The following is a 21,021-nucleotide window of genomic DNA, read 5'->3' as shown; positions in this document are numbered from 1 at the left end:
CTTGCGTTAACCCTTTTTTGTATCAACTTTTGACTGACGATATAGCTTAATAATGTGATAAATATTAACCAAAGCCAACAAGCCGTTGGTAAAAGCCACCGGCACTGAGCCTATAGCCGCACCGTAAAAAGTAAACGCAATACAGCCCAATAAATTAAACCAACGTAGTTTGGTTACATCAGTCATGGTTAATGATATGACTAATAAGACGGATGCTAAATAACCTAAATATTCCCAACTCAATTGTTCTCTCCTAGGCTTTAGGTTAGTATTACGCGTTAAATTTTAGTACATTATTAAGCTACGCTACGCAGTAGTTAAAATAAAAAAGCTAACTTACCAATAAAACCTTAAAATATACTGGTTAATACCACAATTTTTAATCATTACACGGAAGAATGAAGGTCATTTAACGCTATTAATTATATTAACGGCGTGGGCAAGTTAGCATAAATTCTTAATCTTAATGCTATCGTCATTAAGGTGTAATAAATAGGACAATTGTCCGAAGAGCATGATTGATGTTTCAATACCATTTTTCCAGTTACCTTGTTGATCAACTGCTGACGTTTGCCGGCAGTAGTTTTCAGCAATCAAAAAAAGAAATATTAATACAGCAAGACCAACCGTTAACTAAGTTGGTGTTAGTGCGAAGTGGAACTGTATCGTTTAGTTACGATGTAGGTAATGGCAGGCGCCTGCTTCTTGGCCAACTAGACTGTAACAATACCCTAATTGGCGAAATTGAAGCACTTAATAATAACCCCTGCATTTACACGGTAACCTGCTTTAGTGATGTCACGTATAACTTGATTGAATTAAAACATTGGCGCGCATTATTGCTCGATAAACCCGAGCTAAGCTTATATACGGCGCAAACGATTGCGGCTAAGTTTCAAGAAAATCAAAAAATTAATTTAGATAAGCTGTTACTGCCGTTGAGCTACAATATTGCCAAAGACTGCTTATTACGTGCAGAGAATAACAATCCCACCTTGTTACGTGCTTACCCTACGGTAAATGCAGAAGCTGAGCGCTTTGCAACCACTGAGCGTGCATACAGGCGTGTAGTGAGTGAGTTAGTAGAGAAAAACTTAGTGCAAAGAAGCACACAAGGACTACAAGCTGTCGATATTCCTAAATTAAGTGACTATGTAGATAGCTTTGCACAGCTTTAAAGACAATAAAAAAGGCCATTTAGGCCTTTTTTATTGAGCAAAATCACATTTACTTTTCAAGTAAAATATCGTGGATTTTAGCTAAATCAGATTTACCTTCAATAATTTCATCCGGCGTTAAACCTGATAATTCATGCGGAAATACTAACCACTCTTCAGATTCATGAATGTAGTAATCAGGCACTGTATCAACTTTTGAATTTTTTGGCTTGTAGTATGGACAAGCAATACGAATATCACGTGGTAAGTTTAAACGCATTAGCTCAGAGAGCTTCTCTTTTAACGCTACAATACTACGACCTGAGTCAAAAACATCGTCAACAATCAGTAAAGAGTCACCTGCATTTGCGTTTTCAACTATGTAGTGTAAACCATGTACTTTGATTTCTTTTGATTGCTTACCAATACCGTAATAAGACGAGGTACGAACCGCAATGTGATCCGTTTCTATGCCTTTGTAATCATAATATTCCTGAACCGCAATCCCAATTGGAGCACCACCGCGCCATATACCAATAATAAAATCTGGACGAAAGCCATCTTTATACACTTGTGCCGCTACGCGGAATGAATCTTCAAGTAATTGTTGAGCCGTGATATAGCACTTTTCTGACATAGTAAGGATCCCAGTGGTATGTATAATATTTGAGCGAGGTTTAAATAAAAATAGATGCCCAAACACGTAATGGCGAAGGATTTTACCGTAAATAAAACAAAATTGCTTGTTTGGCGGATAAAAAAATAGGCACCCTAAGGTACCTATTTTTTAACTAATGCGTAATCTCAGTAGATTATGCCTTTTCAAGTAGGGTACGTGCTACGGTGCGCATACCTTGTGTAGTTGCACCTGAAGCCCATTGACTTGTGCTACCACCCATATTAAATGCAGCAGCTAAATCGATGTGTACCCAGCCTTTGCCATCGTTTGGCACAAAGCGAGATAAGAAACCAGCGGCGTTAGATGCGCCACCGAAACCACCGCCTTTTTGGGCGCGGCTATTTGCTGTATCCGCATACGGCGATGGGCAGTTTTGTTGATGCCATTTTTCAAGTGGTAATGGCCATGCGGCTTCCATTTCTTGTGACGCAAAGTCTTCCACTTCACGCACTAGCTCTTTATCAAGGGCAAACAATGCGTTGTACTCTTGACCAACAGCAACAAGGGCGGCACCAGTAAGGGTTGCCGCATCAATAATAAGTGGAGCGCCTGTCTCGCCTGCGGCCATTAAGCCATCAGCCAATACTAAACGCCCTTCAGCATCGGTATTTACAATTTCAACGGTTGTGCCATTTTTGTAAGTAAGAATGTCACCTAGTTTGTATGCATTACCCGAAATTAAGTTCTCTGCACAACATAAAAACAACTTAATACGCTTTTCTACGCCACGGCTAATTGCCAGTGCCAAACCTGCGGTTACCGTTGCTGCACCACCCATGTCGCACTTCATACCCAACATACCTTCGCTTGGTTTAATTGAGTAACCACCTGAGTCAAACGTAATACCTTTACCAACAAGTGCTGCGCTTACCGGTGCGTTCTCATCGCCAGTTGGGTTGTAATCAAGCTCAAGTAATACTGGCGGACGCTCACTACCACGACCAACGGCATGAATACCAATCCACTGCTGTTCTAATAGCGCATCGCCTTTTATGATTTGATAGCTAACATGCTCTGGTGCAAGTGATTGAATAAATTCAGCGGCTTTTTCAGCTAAGCTTTCTGGGTAAATGTCATCGGCGGTGCCATTGATCATTTCGCGCGCCCACGTTGCCGATGCTTTTAAATCAGCGAGTTCTTTAAGATCAGATTGTGCGTTATCAACAAACTCAACACCGTTTAGTACTTTTGGTGATACAAAGCCTTGGTAAAAAGCCCATTGGCTCTCTGTGCACCATACATCACCTTCAAGAACAACATTTTTAATGCCTTGATTTGCAATTGTACGACCCGCTTTTTGCACATTTTTTAATGTTTCTTGCTCAGATAAATGAACCGTTGCGCCGTGTTCGTTAAAAGATAATGACGCACTTTCGCCCCAATGCCCTGGTGCCAACTGCTCGCTTAATTGAACAACAAATTTTTCACTCATGTTAGAATATCCTTGCACTTAAATGTGCGGTTGAGTTTACTATAGAGCGCTTAAGTTCCCAACTGCTTGAGGTGAATAACCTCAACCGGCCTGTAAACCTCGATTTCACTTACCCTAAACTCAGGTTATTAAGTTTGCTAACATATTGAGCTATAAAAATATTTAAGTTTATTATCTCTAGAAAAAATGAACTCAACGCAGTTAGCGCTAAAACAACTACTTGAAATAAACTTATTATCCAGCGCTCAGGTTACATAAGGAAGTCATAAATGAAGTACACCCCGCCATTACAATCTGCCACTTTATTAAAGCGTTACAAACGCTTTTTAGCTGATTTAGAGCTCAGTGATGGCACTACTTTTACCGCTCACTGTGCTAATACGGGTAAGATGACGGGCTGTGCCGATGCCGGTTTTACTGCCTTTTATTCCACCAGCAGTAATACCAAGCGAAAGTACCCGCAGTCATTAGAGCTGACGCAAAATAATGTATCACAGCTTATTTGTGTAAATACCGCTATCGCCAATAAAGTGGTCGAAGAAGCACTTAATAATGGGGTTATTGATGAGCTTACAGGCTATCAACACATACAAAGTGAAGTGAAGTATGGCAGTGAAAACAGCCGCATCGACTTTTTACTTACCCACAGCAGCAAAGCCAATTGCTATGTTGAAGTTAAATCAGTCACGCTGCTGAGCGAAGATCGTCCACAAAGTGGTCAAGGCTACTTCCCTGACGCCCAAACTGTTCGTGGGCAAAAGCATATTCGTGAATTAATCGACATGGTAAAACAAGGGCATCGAGCGGTATTACTATTTGCAGTGCTGCACCAAGGCATCACACAAGTCAGTGCAGCAGCGCATATTGACCCAACCTATGCACAATTGCTTAGCGAGGCCATTGAGCAAGGCGTAGACGTATTAGCTTATAAAGCACACATTTCAGCGAGTGAAGTTACTTTAATTGAAAAAATAAACTTTGTTGAATCGCCAAATTAAGCGTATGAATAAAATCTGATTAATTTGCTCAATTCACTAATAAGCTCTTAAAGCGCAATTAATATTACTAAAATAAGAGTGCAATTTGTTAAATATGCACTTTGCTGGGCTTTTCTGAACAGCGTGCTTTTAAACGCTGGTATTGTATTACGCCTAAAAAATACTTAACCGAAAAGTAAAAGATAAGTTGTTTTTATTATTTTTGCCCACATAACAACGCCAGTTTATAAACCGATACTGTAATAAAAAAGTATAAACACTGCTTTTGCTACTTTTATATGGGTAAACAGGGTTGAAGCTAATTCGATTATTTAAAAATAAATTTGCCTAGGGTATGAGTTTCTGTTATTTATACCGCCGGCTAATGCTGAGGCATTAAATTAAGGATTTAGGAGAGAGTTATGCCAGACCAAAAAAGACATGGTTTATTGGCTCAAGCCGGTTTAGAACCATACCAAGAAAAACCGGGTGAAGAGTACATGAATGAAGCACAACGTGCTCATTTTAAAACAATTTTAGAAACTTGGCGTAATGATTTACGGAACGAAGTTGATCGTACTAAGTCACACATGCAAGACGAAGCAGCTAACTTTCCTGATCCCGTTGACCGCGCAGCACAAGAAGAAGAGTTCTCATTAGAGCTTCGTACTCGTGACCGCGAACGCAAATTAATTAAGAAAATTGAAAAAACAATCAACTTAATTAAAGAAGACGAGTTTGGTTTTTGTGAGTCTTGTGGCATTGAAATTGGCATTCGTCGTTTAGAAGCACGTCCTACTGCCGATTTATGCGTAGACTGTAAAACACTTGCCGAAATTAAAGAAAAGCAAGCTGGACGCGGCTAATTAAGTTATAGTCATGTCTTCTACAGCCGTTACCGCGCAAGTATCTGACTATCGCGGCCGATTTGCACCGTCTCCTTCGGGGCCGTTACATTTTGGCTCACTTGTGGCGGCTGTAGGTAGCTACCTAGATGCAAAAGTTAACCAAGGGAAATGGTTAGTACGCGTTGAAGATATAGACACCACTCGCGTTGTTAAAGGCGCAGCCACCGATATCCTAAATACCTTAGACGCCTACTGCCTTAATTGGGATGAAAACGTTGTGTATCAAACACAGCGTCTTACTATTTATCAAGATGCAGTAAACTCACTGTCAAAACAACACCTTATTTATGCCTGCCAATGCTCTCGTAAGCAAATAAAAGCGCTAGGTGGAATTTATCAAGGGCAATGTAAACATAGCCAACTCAGTGAACAGGGTCATGCCCTTCGCTTAACTCAATGCCATGCAACCGTGACTTATAACGACCTTATTCAGGGGCGTATTGACGTTGACCCTGCTCTGGCCCATGAAGATTACATTATAAAACGTAGCGACGGTTTATTTGCCTATCAACTGGTGGTGGTTATTGATGACATTGAGCAAGGGATCAATCGAATTGTACGAGGCGCTGATCTACTTGAACCTACCGCCCGTCAAATAAGTCTGTTTAAGCAACTTAATAACCCTATTCCAGAATTTGCTCATTTACCTTTAGCGGTAGCAAAACCTGGATTTAAACTCTCTAAACAAAATTACGCCCCCGCTATTTGCAAACAAAATCCCAAACCAACTTTGATAGCGGTATTTAACTTTTTAGGTTTGCCAACCCACGACCAACTTATGGATTTAACCACAGAGCAATTACTTGCTTGGGGCGTGGCACATTTTAACTTAAGCCGCGTTCCCACTACGCGTGAAATACAGATTTAACGCTCTTTCGCGGATTGGGTATAACAAATTCAAATAAAATCGTTAAAAATGGCTTAATTTCAGCACTGCAACTTAATTTTTCCACCTTGCTGGTATATGATAGCCGCCTAAATATATGCTAATTACATAAAACAGTAAGTACAGCTCTATGAGAAGGTACTTGTTGTCATTTTGATTGCAATGGCGAGTCAATCAACCGCTTCTCTAGGAGACAGACTATTATTTCCAAGCTTTTTCAATTTTGTCGACAAATTATCGGCCCGAATGCCAGTGCCGAAGATGTCGCAATCAGCAGTGAACCGTTGGTGATCCCTCGAGGTGAGCATGGTATTTCTCGCAAACAATTTAGCCCAAATGCAATCAAAGTACTCTATCGCCTAAAAGATGGTGGCTATGATGCCTACTTAGTTGGTGGTTGCATTCGCGATGTATTGTTAGGTCAACAACCCAAAGATTTTGATGTTGTAACCAATGCAACCCCTGAGCAAGTTAAAAAACTGTTTCGTAACTGCCGTTTAATTGGCCGCCGCTTTCGTTTGGCGCACATTGTTTTTGGCCGTGAGATTATTGAAGTGGCCACCATGCGCGGCCATCACGAAGCACAAGAAGATAAAAATCAAATTAGCCAGTCAAGTGAACATGGGCAGCTACTTCGCGACAACGTATTTGGCAGCATTGAAGAAGATGCCGAGCGTCGTGATTTTTCAATCAATGCCTTATATTACTCAATCAATGATTTTTGTATTTATGATTACGCCAATGGTTTAGCGGCCATAAAGGCAAAACAAATTGAGTTAATTGGCGACCCTGAAACACGCTATCGTGAAGACCCCGTGCGTATGCTTCGTGCAGTGCGCTTTGCCACCAAGTTAGATATGCAAATAGCACCTGCAAGCGAAAAGCCAATAACCGCTCTAGCTAGCTTGCTTGATAACATTCCACCAGCACGTTTGTTTGAAGAAATACTCAAGCTGTTTTTAAACGGCAAAGCACAACAAAACTTTTTAATGCTGCGCAAATACGGGTTATTTAAATCGTTGTTCCCAGAACTTGACCGCATTTTGGATAAAAACCCAGGCGGGCTTGAAGAAATCTTCATCAAGCAAATGTTTGCAAACACTGACATCCGCATTAATGCAGAGAAAAAAGTCACCCCTGCGTTTGTATTTGCAGCGTTGCTGTGGTTTCCATTGGTTGAACGTACTGAAAAAATTCGACGTCAAGAACAACTCTCTGAATACGATGCCTTTGCCCAAGCAATTAATAAAGTACTTAGTGAGAACGCTCAGCATATTGCAGTGCCAAAACGCTTTACGTTAGGCGCCCGTGATATTTGGCATATTCAACAACGTTTAGACAAACGTGCAGGCCAACGTGCCTATCGCTTAACACAGCAGCCTCGTTTTAAAGCCGCTTATGACTTTTTACTACTGCGTGTTGATGCCGGTGAAACTGAGCATACAGAGCTTGCACAGTGGTGGACACAGTACTTGAGTCAAGATATTAATGGCCAAAAAGAAATGGTGCGAGAGCTAGGTCATCAAGGTGGACCAAAACCACGAAAGCGTCCTCGTCGGCGCACCACTAAAAAACCAGCTGAGTAAATAATGCAACGTGTCTATTTAGGCTTAGGTGCCAACCTTAATACACCTAAAAAACAACTTGATGATGCTGTTGTTGCACTTAAAAACTTGCCTAACAGCGAGTTTATCGCTTGCTCACATTATTATGCGAGCAAGCCTATGGGGCCACAAGATCAACCCGATTATGTGAACGCGGTTGCCTGTATCAATACCTTCCTACAGCCAGAGCAGTTACTTGATTTAACGCAAGCCATAGAGCTGGAGCATGGTCGAGTCAGAAAGGCTGAGCGTTGGGGCGCACGCACACTGGATATTGATATTTTATTATTTGGTGAGCAGGTTATAAATACTAAACGTTTAACGGTGCCTCATTACGGATTAAACGAGAGAGAGTTTGTTGTTTACCCGCTGCAAGAAATTGCACCCGAACTTATTTTACCAAGCGGCGCATCTATCAAACAGATAGCAAATAACCTACCGCTTAACGACTTACAACAATTACCGCTGTAATTAACTAAGGCTTATGTCTGCGAGAATATTATGTCTAAAATAACCGTTTCAACTTTGAATAAAATGAAGGCTGAAAGTAATAAAATCACTGCGTTAACAGCTTATGATGCCAGTTTTGCTAAGTTATTTCATGAGAATGGCGTTGAAGTTGTTTTAGTCGGTGATTCTTTGGGAATGGTATTACAAGGTGGCGATGACACACTCGCTGTGACAAACCAAGAAATTGCGTACCATACTCGCTGTGTTCGCGCTGGAAGCCGTGACCTATTTGTTATTGCCGACCTACCGTTTATGACCTATGCAAATCCAAATGATGCGTGTAAAAATGCCGCAGAGTTGATGCGCGCAGGTGCTAATATGATCAAGCTTGAAGGTGGCGAATGGTTGCATGACAGCATTAAATCACTTACTCAGCAAGGTATTCCGGTGTGTGGGCATTTAGGGCTTACGCCGCAATCTGTGCACGTATTTGGTGGTTTTAAAATTCAAGGCCGTGAAGAAGCACAAGCACAAAAAATTATTGCCGATGCAAAAGCATTAGAGGCAGCGGGTGCTCAACTACTCGTGCTTGAGTGTATTCCAAGTGCCTTAGCAAAACGTATTACTGACTCATTAAGCATTCCGACTATAGGGATTGGTGCGGGCAATGTAACCGATGGCCAAATTTTGGTTATGCACGATTTAGTCGGTATTTCTGCAGGCTACATTCCTAAATTTTCAAAAAACTTTTTACTCGAAACAGGCAACATGCCTGCCGCTGTTAAAAAGTATTGTAACGATGTTAAAAGCGGCGTTTTTCCAAGCGCTGAACACGAGTTTAAATAATGCAGTCAATCACTGAAATTAAATCATTACGCAGTCAAATAAGAGCTTGGCGCCAAGCGGGTTTAAGTGTTGCACTAGTACCTACTATGGGTAACCTGCACCGCGGTCACTTTTCGTTGGTAGAAAAAGCAAAAACACTGGCCGACAAAGTCGTTGTTAGTATTTTTGTTAACCCCATGCAATTTGGTGCTAACGAAGATCTAGACAATTATCCGCGTACCTTAGATGCCGATAAACAAGGTTTAGCCGATCTTGAAACGGATATTTTGTTTATCCCCAGTGTAGAGGCTATTTACCCAAATGGCTTAGGGGTGCAAAGTTTTGTTGATGTACCAGGTATTTCGATGGGCTATTGCGGCGGCTCACGTCCTGGTCATTTTAAAGGTGTAGCAACAGTTGTCACTAAACTATTTAACTTAGTCCAACCTGATTACGCCTGCTTTGGTGAAAAAGACTTTCAGCAGCTGCAAGTTGTTAAAACAATGGCCCGTGATTTGTCGATACCAGTAGAAATTATTGGTGTGCCAACGATGCGTGAAGTTAGCGGCCTTGCCATGAGCTCACGCAATGGGTATTTATCAAGTGATGAAAAGCAAACCGCTACGATTTTATTCAACACTTTAAATCACTGTGCGCAGCAACTAAAAAGCGGAAATAAAGCGTTTGCTACTCTTGAAGCTGATGCTAAAGCGACTTTAGAAAGCGCAGGGCTAAAACCAGATTATTTTTCGATAGCTCAACGAGATACATTAAAAGCTGCTACACTCGAAGATACACGATTTGTTATTTTAGCTGCCGCCTTTTTAGGAAGTGTTAGATTAATCGACAATATACAGGTTGAAGTTTAATACTGGTGTAGCCTCACTTTAAGGATAAGTATGAAAACTTTTATTAAAACCACTCTAGTGGCTTTTTCTTTTGCAGCATTGGCAGGGTGCCAAAGCCAAGCAGGTAATCCAGCACTTAACCAATGCGCTCAGCAAAGTTATCAATGCGAAACCAGCTGTGAACAACAAACAACCACCGACAGCCTTAAGTCACAGGTTTGCTCATCTAAATGCATCGAAGCGTATAATCAATGCAAAGTACAAGCTGAAAACTTAAGTAAAGCTGACTAATATCAATCGGCATAAATTGTAAACCAAAAAAAACCGCTCATTTGAGCGGTTTTTTAATTATTAGCGGTTTATTTTAAGCCTAACTTTTTCAACTCAACTTCAACTAGCTTTGCAGAAAGTGGCACATAACCATCTTTTTCTACAATTTTTTGACCTTCTTGCGAAAGTACCATCTTTAAAAACTCAGCTTCAACTGGGCCAAGTGGCTTATTTGGGTGTTTATTTACATAAACATATAAGAAACGTGAAAGTGGGTATTTACCTTGAGCTACGTTTTCAAGCGTGGCATCAACAAAGTTAGTACCTTTTTTAGATAACGGAACAGTACGCACACCCGATGTTTTATAACCAATGCCAGAATAACCAATGGCATTTAGTGATGCTGAAATTGACTGTACAACAGAAGCTGAACCCGGTTGCTCGTTCACGTTATTACGAAAATCGCCTTTACATAAGGCTTTCTTTTTAAAGTAACCGTAAGTCCCTGATACTGAGTTACGTCCATATAATTGCACGTCTTTTGCAGCCCAATCACCTTCTAGACCAACATCACTCCAGCGGTTTACTTGCTCTGGTGCGCCACATTTACGTGTTGATGAGAAAATAGCATCGATTTGGTCAATACGCAGCCCTTCAATTGGGTTATCTTTATGAACAAATACCGCCAATGCATCAATTGCTACACGTACTTGTGTTGGCTTATAGCCATAGCGCTTTTCAAATGCTTCAATTTCTTTCGACTTCATAGCACGGCTCATTGGACCTAAATTTGCCGTACCTTCTGTTAATGCTGGTGGCGCAGTAGACGAACCTGCTGCTTGGATTTGAATATTTACATTTGGGTAAATACGCTTATATTCTTCAGCCCAAAAGGTCATCATGTTGGCTAACGTATCAGACCCTACCGATGAAAAGTTACCTGATACACCGCTAATTTTTTGATACTCAGGCATACCGTCTTCTAATGCTACTGCTTGCGCAGATACAAATGTTGTAACAGCCACACCCATTGCGGCAACTAAGTTTTTAAATTTCATTTTGGGGTTCTCCAGTTTGTTCGTCCCATTTCCTAACTGCGGTTCACTCTAAAGTGAGTACATGACAATGGTGTGACTCTTAAATGACACTTTTATGACTAGCAGTATTACTCGTCACTAATGGCGAAATAGAGATCAGCCTATCGCTTGAAAACGCAAAAGAAAAACAGGAGCCTTTACCCAGTTCACTGTTAATTTTTAATTGGCTACCATGGCGAGTAAGTACATGTTTAGTAATTGCTAAGCCTAATCCTGAGCCACCTGTGGTGCGGCTTCTGGCTTTATCGACCCGATAAAAACGCTCAGTTAAGCGATTTATATGCTCTGGTGCAATACCATCACCATTATCGGTAACACTAAAACATGCCTGTTCATTGTTGCGCTGCCAACACACCTCAATTTTACCACCTGGCTTAGTATAATGAATGGCATTAAATACTAAGTTTGAAAACGCACTTCTGAGCTCATCCTCAGCACCGGTAATATCAAGTGACGCATCAATATTAAAAATAAGTTGATGGCCTTTATCTTGATTTATAGACTGTGCTTCAGTTTCAATCAGTTTTAGCAATTGCGGTACCTTTACTGCCTTATCATTACTGTGGCGTTTTGCGCCTTCAATACGTGATAACGAAAGTAACTGGTTCACTAAACTATCCATGCGTTTACATTGTTCTAGCATGGTAGTTTGTGCCTTATTCCACATTGCAGGCGGAGGAAGCGAATCACTGTCGAGCATTTCAAGGTAGCCGGTAACAACCGTTAAAGGGGTTCTGAGCTCATGAGACACATTAGCAACAAAGTCTTTACGCATCTGCTCAAGCTGCTTTAAACGGGTGACATCGCGTACTACCACCAATAACTGAGTGTTAGCATAAGGCATCACCCTAAACTCAAGTACTTGCTCTACACTGTGGCCACTTTCAAGCTCCAGTGCATCACTAAACTCTTTACGGCGCATATATTTAGCAAATTTAGGATCGCGAATGAGGTTATCTAAACGCTGACCATGATCAACCGGCCATTGTAACCCTAACACTTTGAGTGCAAGTTGATTACACCACACAATTGATAAATCGTTTTGCAATACAACAACGGCATCGGGCACCGCCTCAGCACCGTCACGAAAACGGCGTATCAGCTCTGCCAGCTCGTTACGCTTTTTACGATTACGATGTTGCAGCTGATAGATGCCTTCAAATACTTGCTCCCACGACCCCTCACCTTCAGGTGGGTTAAAGCTGCGCTGATTATGCAGCCAATCACTTAAACGATAAAGTTGATGGTAATGCCACATAAGTAGCGAAAAAGCGCCCAAAAACAACATCAAAAATGGGGCACCAATAAGCACCCCAATTAAAAGTAAAGGTATAAAATAGACAAACAGCCGCTTTGTTAGCGCCTGCTTGTTAATAACTCGATACATACACGCTCTTTACCTTATAAACGCTAGCAGACAAGTTGACTGAGCTAGGTTAATAGATTGCTACTTAACTAAGTAAGCTTAATTGTAAGCACACTATAATTTACTCGAAAAGCGATAACCAGCTCCGCGTACCGTTTGTACTAAGCGGTCGTGTCCAAGCGTAGCAATCGCTTTACGCAAGCGACGAATATGAACATCTACGGTTCTGTCTTCAACATACACATTCGTGCCCCATACATGATCAAGCAGTTGCTCACGGCTGTAAACACGCTCTGGATGGGTCATAAAAAAGTGTAACAGTCTAAATTCGGTTGGCCCCATATCAAGCTCACTGCCCCCTGAGGTAACACGATGCGAAATAGGGTCCAAGCGCAGGCCATGCACTTCAATTGCTTCTTCTAAAGAGGTAGGTGCTACTCGGCGAATAACCGCTTTAATACGCGCCATTAACTCTTTAGGTGAAAACGGCTTAGTAACGTAATCATCAGCGCCCACTTCTAAACCGCGTATTTTGTCTTCTTCTTCGCCGCGAGCAGTCAGCATAATGATAGGGATTTGGCGTGTGTGTTCATTTTGTTTGAATTTTTTAGCAATTTGAATTCCACTACCACCAGGTAGCATCCAATCGAGTAACACCATATCTGGATAAGGTTCAACCATTGCGGCTATTGCAGAATCATAATCTTCTGCCTCAATGGCTTGAAAGCCATTTTGTTCTAAAACAAAAACCAACATTTCCCTGATAGGTGCTTCGTCATCAACGACTAATACTTTACGTGACATTCCAATTTATCTCTTAGGCTATTGAGTAGGTTTCATTATTATGACTAAGTATGACATTTTTATTAAAGTGTAACGTCTAAATTAAAATGAGACTAAAAAAAACACAAAATAGTAACAAAAAATTGAATATGTCATATTTTTATCATCTTAAGCAGTAAATAAAAAAGTGGTTTGCAGTAAAGTGAGTCGTTATTAAAAGCATTATTTATGATATTAACTTGGGATCATCAAATTACTAACTAGCCGCTATTTTTAGGCTTAATAATAAAAGTCGGCACCTATTTAGATCAGGTTTATTATGATCTTAAATACAAGGATCAGAGTTTTATCAAGCAGATCCCTTTTCGGATCACTATTTTACCCACTAACAAAGCTAAACCAATGATTTACTGTGTGATTTTTATCCATTCATTATGATATTCGACACTTAAAAGTACAAAATGCGTCACTTTAAGCCCTTCACTTAGTAAAGTAATGATCCCAGATAAGGTTAGTTAGTAATCGAGTGATCCCAGATTTATCTGGTAAGTAAAATACTGATCTCTTACAGATCAAAAAAGCCAGTGCGTAAGCAACTGGCTTTTTATAATGAGTGCGAGAGTATCGCCGTTATTGGCTCATTATTTTATTTTTGGATTTAACTCACCGCTTAAGTATTTAAGGTGCATTTCATCCAATGAAATTGGCTTAATTTTACTTGCTTGACCCGCAGTACCAAACGCTTCGTAACGGGCAATACAAATGTCAGTCATTGCTTGCGTTGCAGCGGCTAAGAACTTACGTGGGTCGAAGTTAGACGGGTTCATTGCTAAGTGACGACGAATCGCACCGGTAGACGCTAAACGTAAGTCAGTATCAATGTTTACCTTACGCACACCGTATTTAATACCTTCAACAATTTGCTCAACTGGCACACCGTATGTTTCAGGAATTTCGCCACCGTATTGGTTAATCACTTCTAACCACTCTTGTGGTACAGAAGACGAGCCATGCATTACTAAGTGCGTGTTTGGAATACGCGCATGAATTTCTTTAATACGATCAATCGCTAAAATATCGTCGGTTGGTGGACGCGTAAATTTGTAGGCACCGTGTGATGTACCACAGGCAATAGCCAGCGCATCAACATGGGTTTTATTTACAAAATCTGCCGCTTCTTCTGGATTCGTTAGCATTTGCTCAGTGGTAAGTTTACCCTCAGCGCCAACGCCGTCTTCTTCACCCGCTTCACCGGTTTCAAGTGAACCTAATACACCTAGCTCACCCTCAACTGAAACACCACATGCGTGTGCCATTTCAACTGTTTTACGTGTTACATCAACGTTGTAATCGTAGCTTGACGGAGTTTTACCATCGCTCATTAACGAGCCATCCATCATTACTGATGAAAAACCTAACTGAATTGAACGTTGACATACACCTGGTGATGTACCGTGATCCTGATGCATAACCACGGGGATATGTGGCCATTCTTCAACTGCCGCTAAAATCATATGACGAATAAAAGGTGCACCGGCATACGCACGTGCGCCCGCAGAACCTTGCACAATAACAGGGCTGTTTGTTTTATCAGCCGCTTCCATAATTGCGCGCATTTGCTCTTGGTTATTTACATTAAACGCGGGTACACCGTAACCATGCTCAGCGGCATGATCCAGAAGTTGTCGCATACTGATTAAAGCCATTGGGTATTCTCCAATTTATCGATAGTCATTTAACTATCTAGTTTGAACGGATTTGTTAGTTTGGTGCAATAACTGCACCTCGAACCTTAAAGCTCAATGCCTAAAATTCGAATTAAATAACTAATAAATAAAAGTGAGAGGTATTTATCAGTTAAGTGTAGCAGATGCGGACACTCCACATCTGCCTAACGGCTAGCTAATACTTTACGTATTACTTAGCACGTGATTCTAACATCACTACTGCTGGCAGTTTTTTACCTTCTAAAAACTCTAAGAAAGCACCACCACCGGTAGAAATATACGAAACTTTGTCACTAATGCCGTACTTGTCAATTGCTGCTAAAGTGTCACCACCGCCTGCAATTGAAAACGCTTTTGAATCAGCAATTGCTTGGGCAATAGCACGTGTACCATTACCGAACTGATCAAATTCAAAAACACCGACTGGGCCATTCCATACAACGGTGCCCGCATTAGCAATAATTTTTGCAAGTTTGTTTGCTGTATCAGGGCCAATATCAAAAATCATATCGTCGCTGGTAACTTCGCTTACATCTTTAAGTGTTGCTACAGCTGATTCTGAGAATTCATTACCCACGACGACATCAGTCGGTACTGGAATTTCACCATTGTTAGCTTTTGCTGCTGCACATAAGCGATTAGCTTCGTCCATTAAGTCAGCCTCAAAAAGTGACTTACCTACAGGGTAACCTGCAGCTGCAATAAAGGTATTAGCAATACCGCCACCCGTAACAAGCTGGTCAACAATTTTAGATAACGAATCAAGTACAGTTAACTTAGTTGACACTTTAGAGCCACCCACAATCGCCACGAGCGGGCGTGCTGGGTTATCAAGTGCTTTGCCTAGCGCTTCAAGTTCAGCCGATAATAATGGACCGGCACACGCTACATCAGCAAATAAACCTACACCATGCGTTGATGCTTGTGCGCGATGCGCAGTACCAAAGGCATCCATTACGTACACGTCACATAATGCAGCTAATTGCTTTGATAAGGTTTCGTCGTCTTTTTTCTCGCCTTTATTAAAACGCACGTTTTCAAAAACAACGACTTCGTTATCTGCAACATCAACGCCGTTTAGGTAATCTTTTTCTAGGCGAACTGTTTGCTCAAGTGCATCATTTAAGTAATCGACAACCGGAGCCAATGAAAACTCTTCTTCGTATTGCCCTTCCGTAGGACGGCCAAGGTGTGACATAACCATCACTTTCGCGCCTTTCTCTAACGCTAGTTTGATAGTAGGTAACGCAGCACGAATACGTGCATCTGACGTCACTTTTCCTGCTTTAACGGGTACATTTAAATCTTCACGAATTAATACGCGTTTGCCGTTTAAATCTAAATCTGCCATTTTAATGACCGACATGAACATCTCCTTAGTTAACGATACTGAACCTGAAAAATACGTTTTAAATATTACTTAAATGCCATCATAGCACGCGCGGTATCGAGCATGCGATTCGCAAACCCCCACTCGTTATCACACCAAACTAATAACTTTATCAGTCGTTTATGACTAACACGTGTCTGTGTGCCATCTATGATACAAGAATGTGGGTCATGGTTAAAATCAACCGATACCAACGGCTCTTCGGTGTAACTTAAAATACCTTCAAGGCGGTCTTTAGCTTGTGCTTTAAGGGCATTATTAACCGCACTTAAATCTACATCTGCATTAACCGTGACACTTAAATCCATCGCCGTCACATTAATGGTCGGTACACGGACCGCAATGGCCTCAAAGCGACCTTTAAATTTAGGTAAAATACGGTCTATACCACGTGCTAATTTTGTATCTACAGGAATAATAGACTGGCTGGCGGCACGCGTACGGCGTAAATCATGATGATACGCATCAATTACTTGCTGATCGTTCATTGACGCATGAATGGTCGTAATAGCACCTGATTCAATGCCAAAGGCATCATCGAGTACTTTAATAACAGGAACGACGCAGTTAGTTGTACACGAGCCATTAGAGACAATAGTATGCTCGCTTTTAAGCTCATCGTCATTAATACCGTAAACAATAGTGGCATCAACATCATTATCCGCAGGATGTGAAAACAGCACCTTTTTTGCGCCCGCAGTCAAATGTAATTGCGCGTGTTCACGCGAGTGATAAACACCCGTACATTCAAGCACCACATCAACATCTAACGTTTGCCACGGTAATTCAACTGGATTTTGTTCACAAAATAACGCAATGGTGTCATCAGCTACGCTAATGGTGTCTTCACTTAGTTTAACTGGAAAAGCAAAACGACCATGAGAGGTGTCGTATTTTAATAAATGGGCAATAGCTTCAGGGTCGGCTAGTTCGTTAATTGCAACAATTTTGATCTCGTCGCTTAAGCCTGATTCGTATAGTGCACGGACAATATTTCGACCAATACGACCAAAACCATTAATTGCAAGTTTGATTGCCATGAAATATAAAATCCACTCTAGTTACGTACAGAGAAAGGCAGCGTCGCCTTTTAGATGGCGGTATTGTAATCGACCTTGCTTGTGATTATAAGAGCCAAGCATTAGAAACTTTAAATTAACGTCATAATCAACACACACTGCACTTTTACTTTTAGTCCTGCTAGTGGGTATTTGCACTGTTTGCTATTTTAGTTTTAAATCAAACACCACCTTTATTGATGCTTTAACGCTTATTGTTGCGCCTAAATATTGCTGCTGCATAAATGGATTCTCGTTATTACTAGCAACCATACTATTTCTGTGGCTAGATAAAATAATGTGCTTAACACCGCCCTCGTCATAATCGTAATCTGAGCTGCCGGAATTTGCACTGATACTGTAAACGTTGCCAAGTTCAGCGCCAAAAGCTTGAGCGAGCTTATTTCCCTTCGCTTTTGCATTATCGATTGCTAATTGTGTTGCTTCTGCCTCTAACTGATTAACTTTAGAGGATAAACCATTAATTTTTTCGATATTGTCTATTTTTAAGCTTTGAGCAAAATTAATAAATTCATCGACTTTTTTAATATCTTTTAATGTGACTTTAACTGTTTTCAGGGCTAAATACTTATCGCCTGAAACAGTCCCAGATTCTGTACCAATCATAGTGTATACCTTGCTTTTTAAACCAGATATATAAACATCGTCTTGGCCAAAACCGTATTTGTCTGATTGTTCAAGTAGCAAGCTAATCCGGCCATCAAGCTCACGTTTAGCCTCAAGTAATGTATCTTCAGTGCTTTTTACTTCAAATATAATTTGAGCCATATCTGGCTCAACAAATACCTCAGCTGACCCCTGCACTGCAATATGACGATTAGCTGGCACGCTTGAATTAGCAAAAGTAATAAGAGGGAATAAGGTAATAAAAATAGCGATGATAAGTTTCATATTCGTTCCTTGAATTCATAATAAATCATACGTTCCCATAATTATACAAATAAAAACAAAAGTAAACTGCCTCATTAACCAAGTATTTATGCATTCTTTATAGGTTGGGTTTCGCTTCGCTCTGCCCAACCTACGTCAACTCGCCTACTTTGAGCTCCTTACCGGCGCTTATTTGATGGCATTGGGCTAATAACAACTCAGCAGTAGCTTGTGCATCGGTAAGGGCGTGATGACAATGATAGCTTGGTAAGTCGTAGCGTTTACGACATTCATTAAGAGTTAAATCGTCTAATTTTATATCTGAGCTATGTTTTAGCAGACGCTTTTTTTCTATTTGTAAGGTATCGATAATCAACTTGGGGCGCTGGGTGATCCCTGCATTTTTTAGTGCTAACTTTAAAAAACCCCAATCGAGCATGGCATTATGAAATACTAAAATACAGTCACTAAAGTGAGCGCTTAAAGACGTTATAATGCTTTGTAGACTTTGCCCTTGTGCCACCGATTCAGTACTAATGCCATGAAAAACGGGGCTCTGCTCTAGACTTTTCACCTCTTTATTAACGATATGCTGCGACTGACTGTTTTTGATACATTCGTTATCAATAAGTACCCAAGCAACCGAAACAATTTCATGTTGTTTAGGATCAAGCCCTGTTAATTCCAAATCAATTACTAAGTAACGTTGCTTTAAAGCACTTTGCGCAAGCAAATGGCGACGCTTTAAATAACGAGTAATAAGCTGCTTAACCATTGTTGTTACAAACTCCCACGCGCAAATTTAAACGCCGCGCCTTGCTGCGCCTGTTTTACTAGGTAAAACGCTTCTTTAAGCTGATGACGCTCTAACGAATTGAGCTTATCTGGGTTTATACAATTGCTGGGTAACCCCTCTTCGTTTATTTGTGTGCGCAACCTAAGTTGGGTTAAAAATCGCCAACAATCTTTTAAATTATAAATATCTTCTTTGCTTAACAATGAATACTTTAATAAGGCGTCTAATCGCTCTTGGGTGTTAGCACGGCGGATGCCTACTTTTAATGCATACAGCCTTGCCAGATCGTTAATGATCACAACCCCGCGCTTTTTAAGATCGATGTATTTGTGGTGCTGCTCGGTTTTCTCGGTTTTAAAGTTATTGAATAAACCAATCGGCGCGCTGTTGGTATTCACATCGCTGGCCATTGCCGCATAAAAAAGATCGTTGCGAGAAATATGGGTTAACTCTTCACAAAACTGGCTATAAAGCGTGGTTGATCCTTCAATAAAACGCAGATCAAAAAATATTTTACAGTTGAGCATTGCCTGGGGTGTGGGGCTGGTGATCCACTTTAAAAACTTCGCCCGCCAATCACTTACACTCATTCGACACGCATCACTGCTGGCCATAATGTTACCAGGGCAACGACGAATACCGCATTCAACTAAGTTTTCACAAACAAATTCACCCATTTGTTTAAAGTACGCGTGCTGCTCATCGTTTAGACCATCGGGTAATAACAAGCCGTTATCTTGATCAGAATGCAGTGTTTGCTCTTCGCGCGCTTGAGAGCCAAAACAAATAAAGCTAAAGCTCGTAGGTGCAACACCATGTTGTTGTTGAAATAAAAATATTAGCCGCGAGGTTAGCGCATCGGTTAAACCGCTGAGTAGTTTTCCAATCAGTGAAATATCATCAATATTATTAGAAAACCCCTTTAATAACTCAGGAATTTCTTTAGCGTAACGCTTTAAATCAGCGACATTATGCGCTTTATAAATACGACCAATGAGCTGGACAGGGTCGCTTTTTTGTTGACGTAGTAAGTCTGTACTAGTGATCATACCTAGCGGTTTATGATTTTCATCAAGCACAGGTAAATGATGAATATTATGCTTAAGCATTAAGTGTAGCGCTGAAAACACACGATTATTTTCAAATATAAACTTAGGCTTATTGGTCATAATACTATTGATAGCTTGCGCGGGGTCCACCTCATCAGCAAGCACTCGATTACGTAAATCGCGGTCAGTAACCACCCCAACAAGGTGCGAGTTTTCGGTGATCATTATTGAAGAAACCCCATGCTCTTGCATTTTTTTAGCACTATGACGGATGCTGGCATCGGGGGGCAGCGTTATCGCTTTGCGAGTCATGATCTCTGATATTTTACGCTCAGACCAGCTGTCGTTGTTGCTCTTATAATGCGATGAAAGTAATCGATTTGCATGTGCACGGACAAAGTATTGCTCAAAGGCTTTATATTCTCGGCGTAAATAATCAAAATGCGTTTGGTCGAGCATATACACTATGCCCTCTTTTTGTACTTCTAAACTGTTTTGAATTGCATCTCCCGTTAGTAAAGAGGGGTAACCAAAGTAATCACCTTGAGTTAAACGCGTCACCGTATCGCCTTTGGCATCGACTAAATCGTATAACCCGGAGCGGATTAAAAATAACTTAGGCTGTTCACTGTTAAGCCATTGCGTTTGGTTTTCTCGGGTCAAATAAATACTATCGAGATGGTTTACAAAATAACTGCAGGCACTGTCTTGTAACATTGAAAATGGTGCTTGCTTGTTAATAAACTGCGCGACTTCCTGTTGCTCACTACTCATAAATCATCCTCAATAAAAAGCGACTTAACCTGAAATGTAGTCATTTTTTAAACA

The 21,021-nt window shown here is 40.8% G+C and carries 21 protein-coding genes; 9 read left to right on the top strand and 12 right to left on the bottom strand.

The window, feature by feature from the left end:
• Positions 1 to 6: 6 nt before the first annotated feature.
• Positions 7 to 243, bottom strand: coding sequence for a YgjV family protein (locus tag N523_RS0101740; protein WP_024602364.1), 237 nt, complete (start codon positions 241 to 243; stop codon positions 7 to 9).
• Positions 244 to 521: 278 nt separating this feature from the next.
• On the opposite strand from N523_RS0101740, the gene N523_RS0101735 reads away from it, so the two are divergent.
• Positions 522 to 1,178 (top strand): Crp/Fnr family transcriptional regulator, encoded by a 657-nt coding sequence (locus tag N523_RS0101735; RefSeq protein WP_013465733.1) that lies wholly within the window; start codon positions 522 to 524, stop codon positions 1,176 to 1,178.
• Positions 1,179 to 1,227: 49 nt separating this feature from the next.
• Here N523_RS0101735 and N523_RS0101730 read toward each other — a convergent pair whose 3' ends face one another.
• Positions 1,228 to 1,794 (bottom strand): phosphoribosyltransferase, encoded by a 567-nt coding sequence (locus tag N523_RS0101730; RefSeq protein WP_008111161.1) that lies wholly within the window; start codon positions 1,792 to 1,794, stop codon positions 1,228 to 1,230.
• Positions 1,795 to 1,969: 175 nt separating this feature from the next.
• Positions 1,970 to 3,268 carry an aminopeptidase PepB gene (pepB, locus tag N523_RS0101725; protein WP_028835718.1) on the bottom strand — a complete coding sequence of 433 codons (1,299 nt, stop codon included), beginning with the start codon at positions 3,266 to 3,268 and terminating at the stop codon, positions 1,970 to 1,972.
• Between the two features lie 269 nt (positions 3,269 to 3,537).
• Here pepB and sfsA point away from each other — a divergent pair, with 269 nt between their 5' ends.
• The 8 genes from sfsA to N523_RS0101685 all read left to right on the top strand — a co-directional run bounded on the left by sfsA (position 3,538) and on the right by N523_RS0101685 (position 10,057).
• Positions 3,538 to 4,266: a DNA/RNA nuclease SfsA gene (gene sfsA / locus N523_RS0101720; protein ID WP_028835717.1), complete on the top strand. Its 729-nt coding sequence runs from the start codon at positions 3,538 to 3,540 to the stop codon at positions 4,264 to 4,266.
• Between the two features lie 401 nt (positions 4,267 to 4,667).
• On the top strand, positions 4,668 to 5,111 hold the full coding sequence (gene dksA / locus N523_RS0101715; protein WP_013465738.1) for an RNA polymerase-binding protein DksA: 444 nt from the start codon (positions 4,668 to 4,670) through the stop codon (positions 5,109 to 5,111).
• A gap of 13 nt (positions 5,112 to 5,124) precedes the next feature.
• Positions 5,125 to 6,021: a tRNA glutamyl-Q(34) synthetase GluQRS gene (gene gluQRS, locus N523_RS0101710; RefSeq protein ID WP_028835716.1), complete on the top strand. Its 897-nt coding sequence runs from the start codon at positions 5,125 to 5,127 to the stop codon at positions 6,019 to 6,021.
• 305 nt (positions 6,022 to 6,326) lie between these two features.
• Positions 6,327 to 7,625 carry a polynucleotide adenylyltransferase PcnB gene (gene pcnB / locus N523_RS0101705; protein WP_028835715.1) on the top strand — a complete coding sequence of 433 codons (1,299 nt, stop codon included), beginning with the start codon at positions 6,327 to 6,329 and terminating at the stop codon, positions 7,623 to 7,625.
• A 3-nt stretch (positions 7,626 to 7,628) separates the two neighbouring features.
• Positions 7,629 to 8,114, top strand: coding sequence for a 2-amino-4-hydroxy-6-hydroxymethyldihydropteridine diphosphokinase (gene folK, locus N523_RS0101700; protein WP_028835714.1), 486 nt, complete (start codon positions 7,629 to 7,631; stop codon positions 8,112 to 8,114).
• Between the two features lie 30 nt (positions 8,115 to 8,144).
• Entirely contained in the window at positions 8,145 to 8,939 is a 795-nt protein-coding gene (gene panB / locus N523_RS0101695; RefSeq protein ID WP_016900473.1) for a 3-methyl-2-oxobutanoate hydroxymethyltransferase, read from the top strand.
• Entirely contained in the window at positions 8,939 to 9,787 is an 849-nt protein-coding gene (panC, locus tag N523_RS0101690) for a pantoate--beta-alanine ligase (protein WP_016900475.1), read from the top strand. Before panB ends, panC begins: the two co-directional genes overlap by 1 nt.
• Before the next feature lie 30 nt (positions 9,788 to 9,817).
• Positions 9,818 to 10,057: a hypothetical protein gene (locus N523_RS0101685; protein WP_013465744.1), complete on the top strand. Its 240-nt coding sequence runs from the start codon at positions 9,818 to 9,820 to the stop codon at positions 10,055 to 10,057.
• A gap of 68 nt (positions 10,058 to 10,125) precedes the next feature.
• Here the strand turns inward: N523_RS0101685 and N523_RS0101680 are convergent, their stop codons facing one another.
• From N523_RS0101680 to N523_RS0101640, 9 genes are all read right to left on the bottom strand, one after another.
• A complete protein-coding gene (locus N523_RS0101680) occupies positions 10,126 to 11,094 on the bottom strand; it encodes a PstS family phosphate ABC transporter substrate-binding protein (RefSeq protein WP_013465745.1) in 969 nt (322 codons plus the stop codon).
• 79 nt (positions 11,095 to 11,173) lie between these two features.
• Entirely contained in the window at positions 11,174 to 12,520 is a 1,347-nt protein-coding gene (phoR, locus tag N523_RS0101675; protein WP_016900478.1) for a phosphate regulon sensor histidine kinase PhoR, read from the bottom strand.
• Positions 12,521 to 12,613: 93 nt separating this feature from the next.
• Entirely contained in the window at positions 12,614 to 13,303 is a 690-nt protein-coding gene (phoB, locus tag N523_RS0101670; RefSeq protein ID WP_013465747.1) for a phosphate regulon transcriptional regulator PhoB, read from the bottom strand.
• A gap of 620 nt (positions 13,304 to 13,923) precedes the next feature.
• The gene (fba, locus tag N523_RS0101665) at positions 13,924 to 14,988 is read right to left on the bottom strand and encodes a class II fructose-bisphosphate aldolase (protein ID WP_008111197.1); all 1,065 of its coding nucleotides are present in this window, start codon (positions 14,986 to 14,988) and stop codon (positions 13,924 to 13,926) included.
• A 211-nt stretch (positions 14,989 to 15,199) separates the two neighbouring features.
• Entirely contained in the window at positions 15,200 to 16,375 is a 1,176-nt protein-coding gene (locus N523_RS0101660) for a phosphoglycerate kinase (protein ID WP_016900480.1), read from the bottom strand.
• Positions 16,376 to 16,425: 50 nt separating this feature from the next.
• The gene (epd, locus tag N523_RS0101655; protein ID WP_028835713.1) at positions 16,426 to 17,439 is read right to left on the bottom strand and encodes an erythrose-4-phosphate dehydrogenase; all 1,014 of its coding nucleotides are present in this window, start codon (positions 17,437 to 17,439) and stop codon (positions 16,426 to 16,428) included.
• A gap of 183 nt (positions 17,440 to 17,622) precedes the next feature.
• On the bottom strand, positions 17,623 to 18,369 hold the full coding sequence (locus N523_RS0101650; protein WP_028835712.1) for an SIMPL domain-containing protein: 747 nt from the start codon (positions 18,367 to 18,369) through the stop codon (positions 17,623 to 17,625).
• Between the two features lie 130 nt (positions 18,370 to 18,499).
• Positions 18,500 to 19,123 carry a 3'-5' exonuclease gene (locus N523_RS0101645; RefSeq protein WP_028835711.1) on the bottom strand — a complete coding sequence of 208 codons (624 nt, stop codon included), beginning with the start codon at positions 19,121 to 19,123 and terminating at the stop codon, positions 18,500 to 18,502.
• A gap of 5 nt (positions 19,124 to 19,128) precedes the next feature.
• Positions 19,129 to 20,967, bottom strand: coding sequence for a DUF294 nucleotidyltransferase-like domain-containing protein (locus N523_RS0101640; RefSeq protein ID WP_013465753.1), 1,839 nt, complete (start codon positions 20,965 to 20,967; stop codon positions 19,129 to 19,131).
• Positions 20,968 to 21,021 lie beyond the last annotated feature (54 nt).

The sequence above is a fragment of the Pseudoalteromonas sp. 23_GOM-1509m genome (genome assembly GCF_000518425.1).
Taxonomy (GTDB): domain Bacteria; phylum Pseudomonadota; class Gammaproteobacteria; order Enterobacterales; family Alteromonadaceae; genus Pseudoalteromonas; species Pseudoalteromonas tetraodonis.
This window is presented reverse-complemented; position numbering and strand designations above follow the sequence as displayed.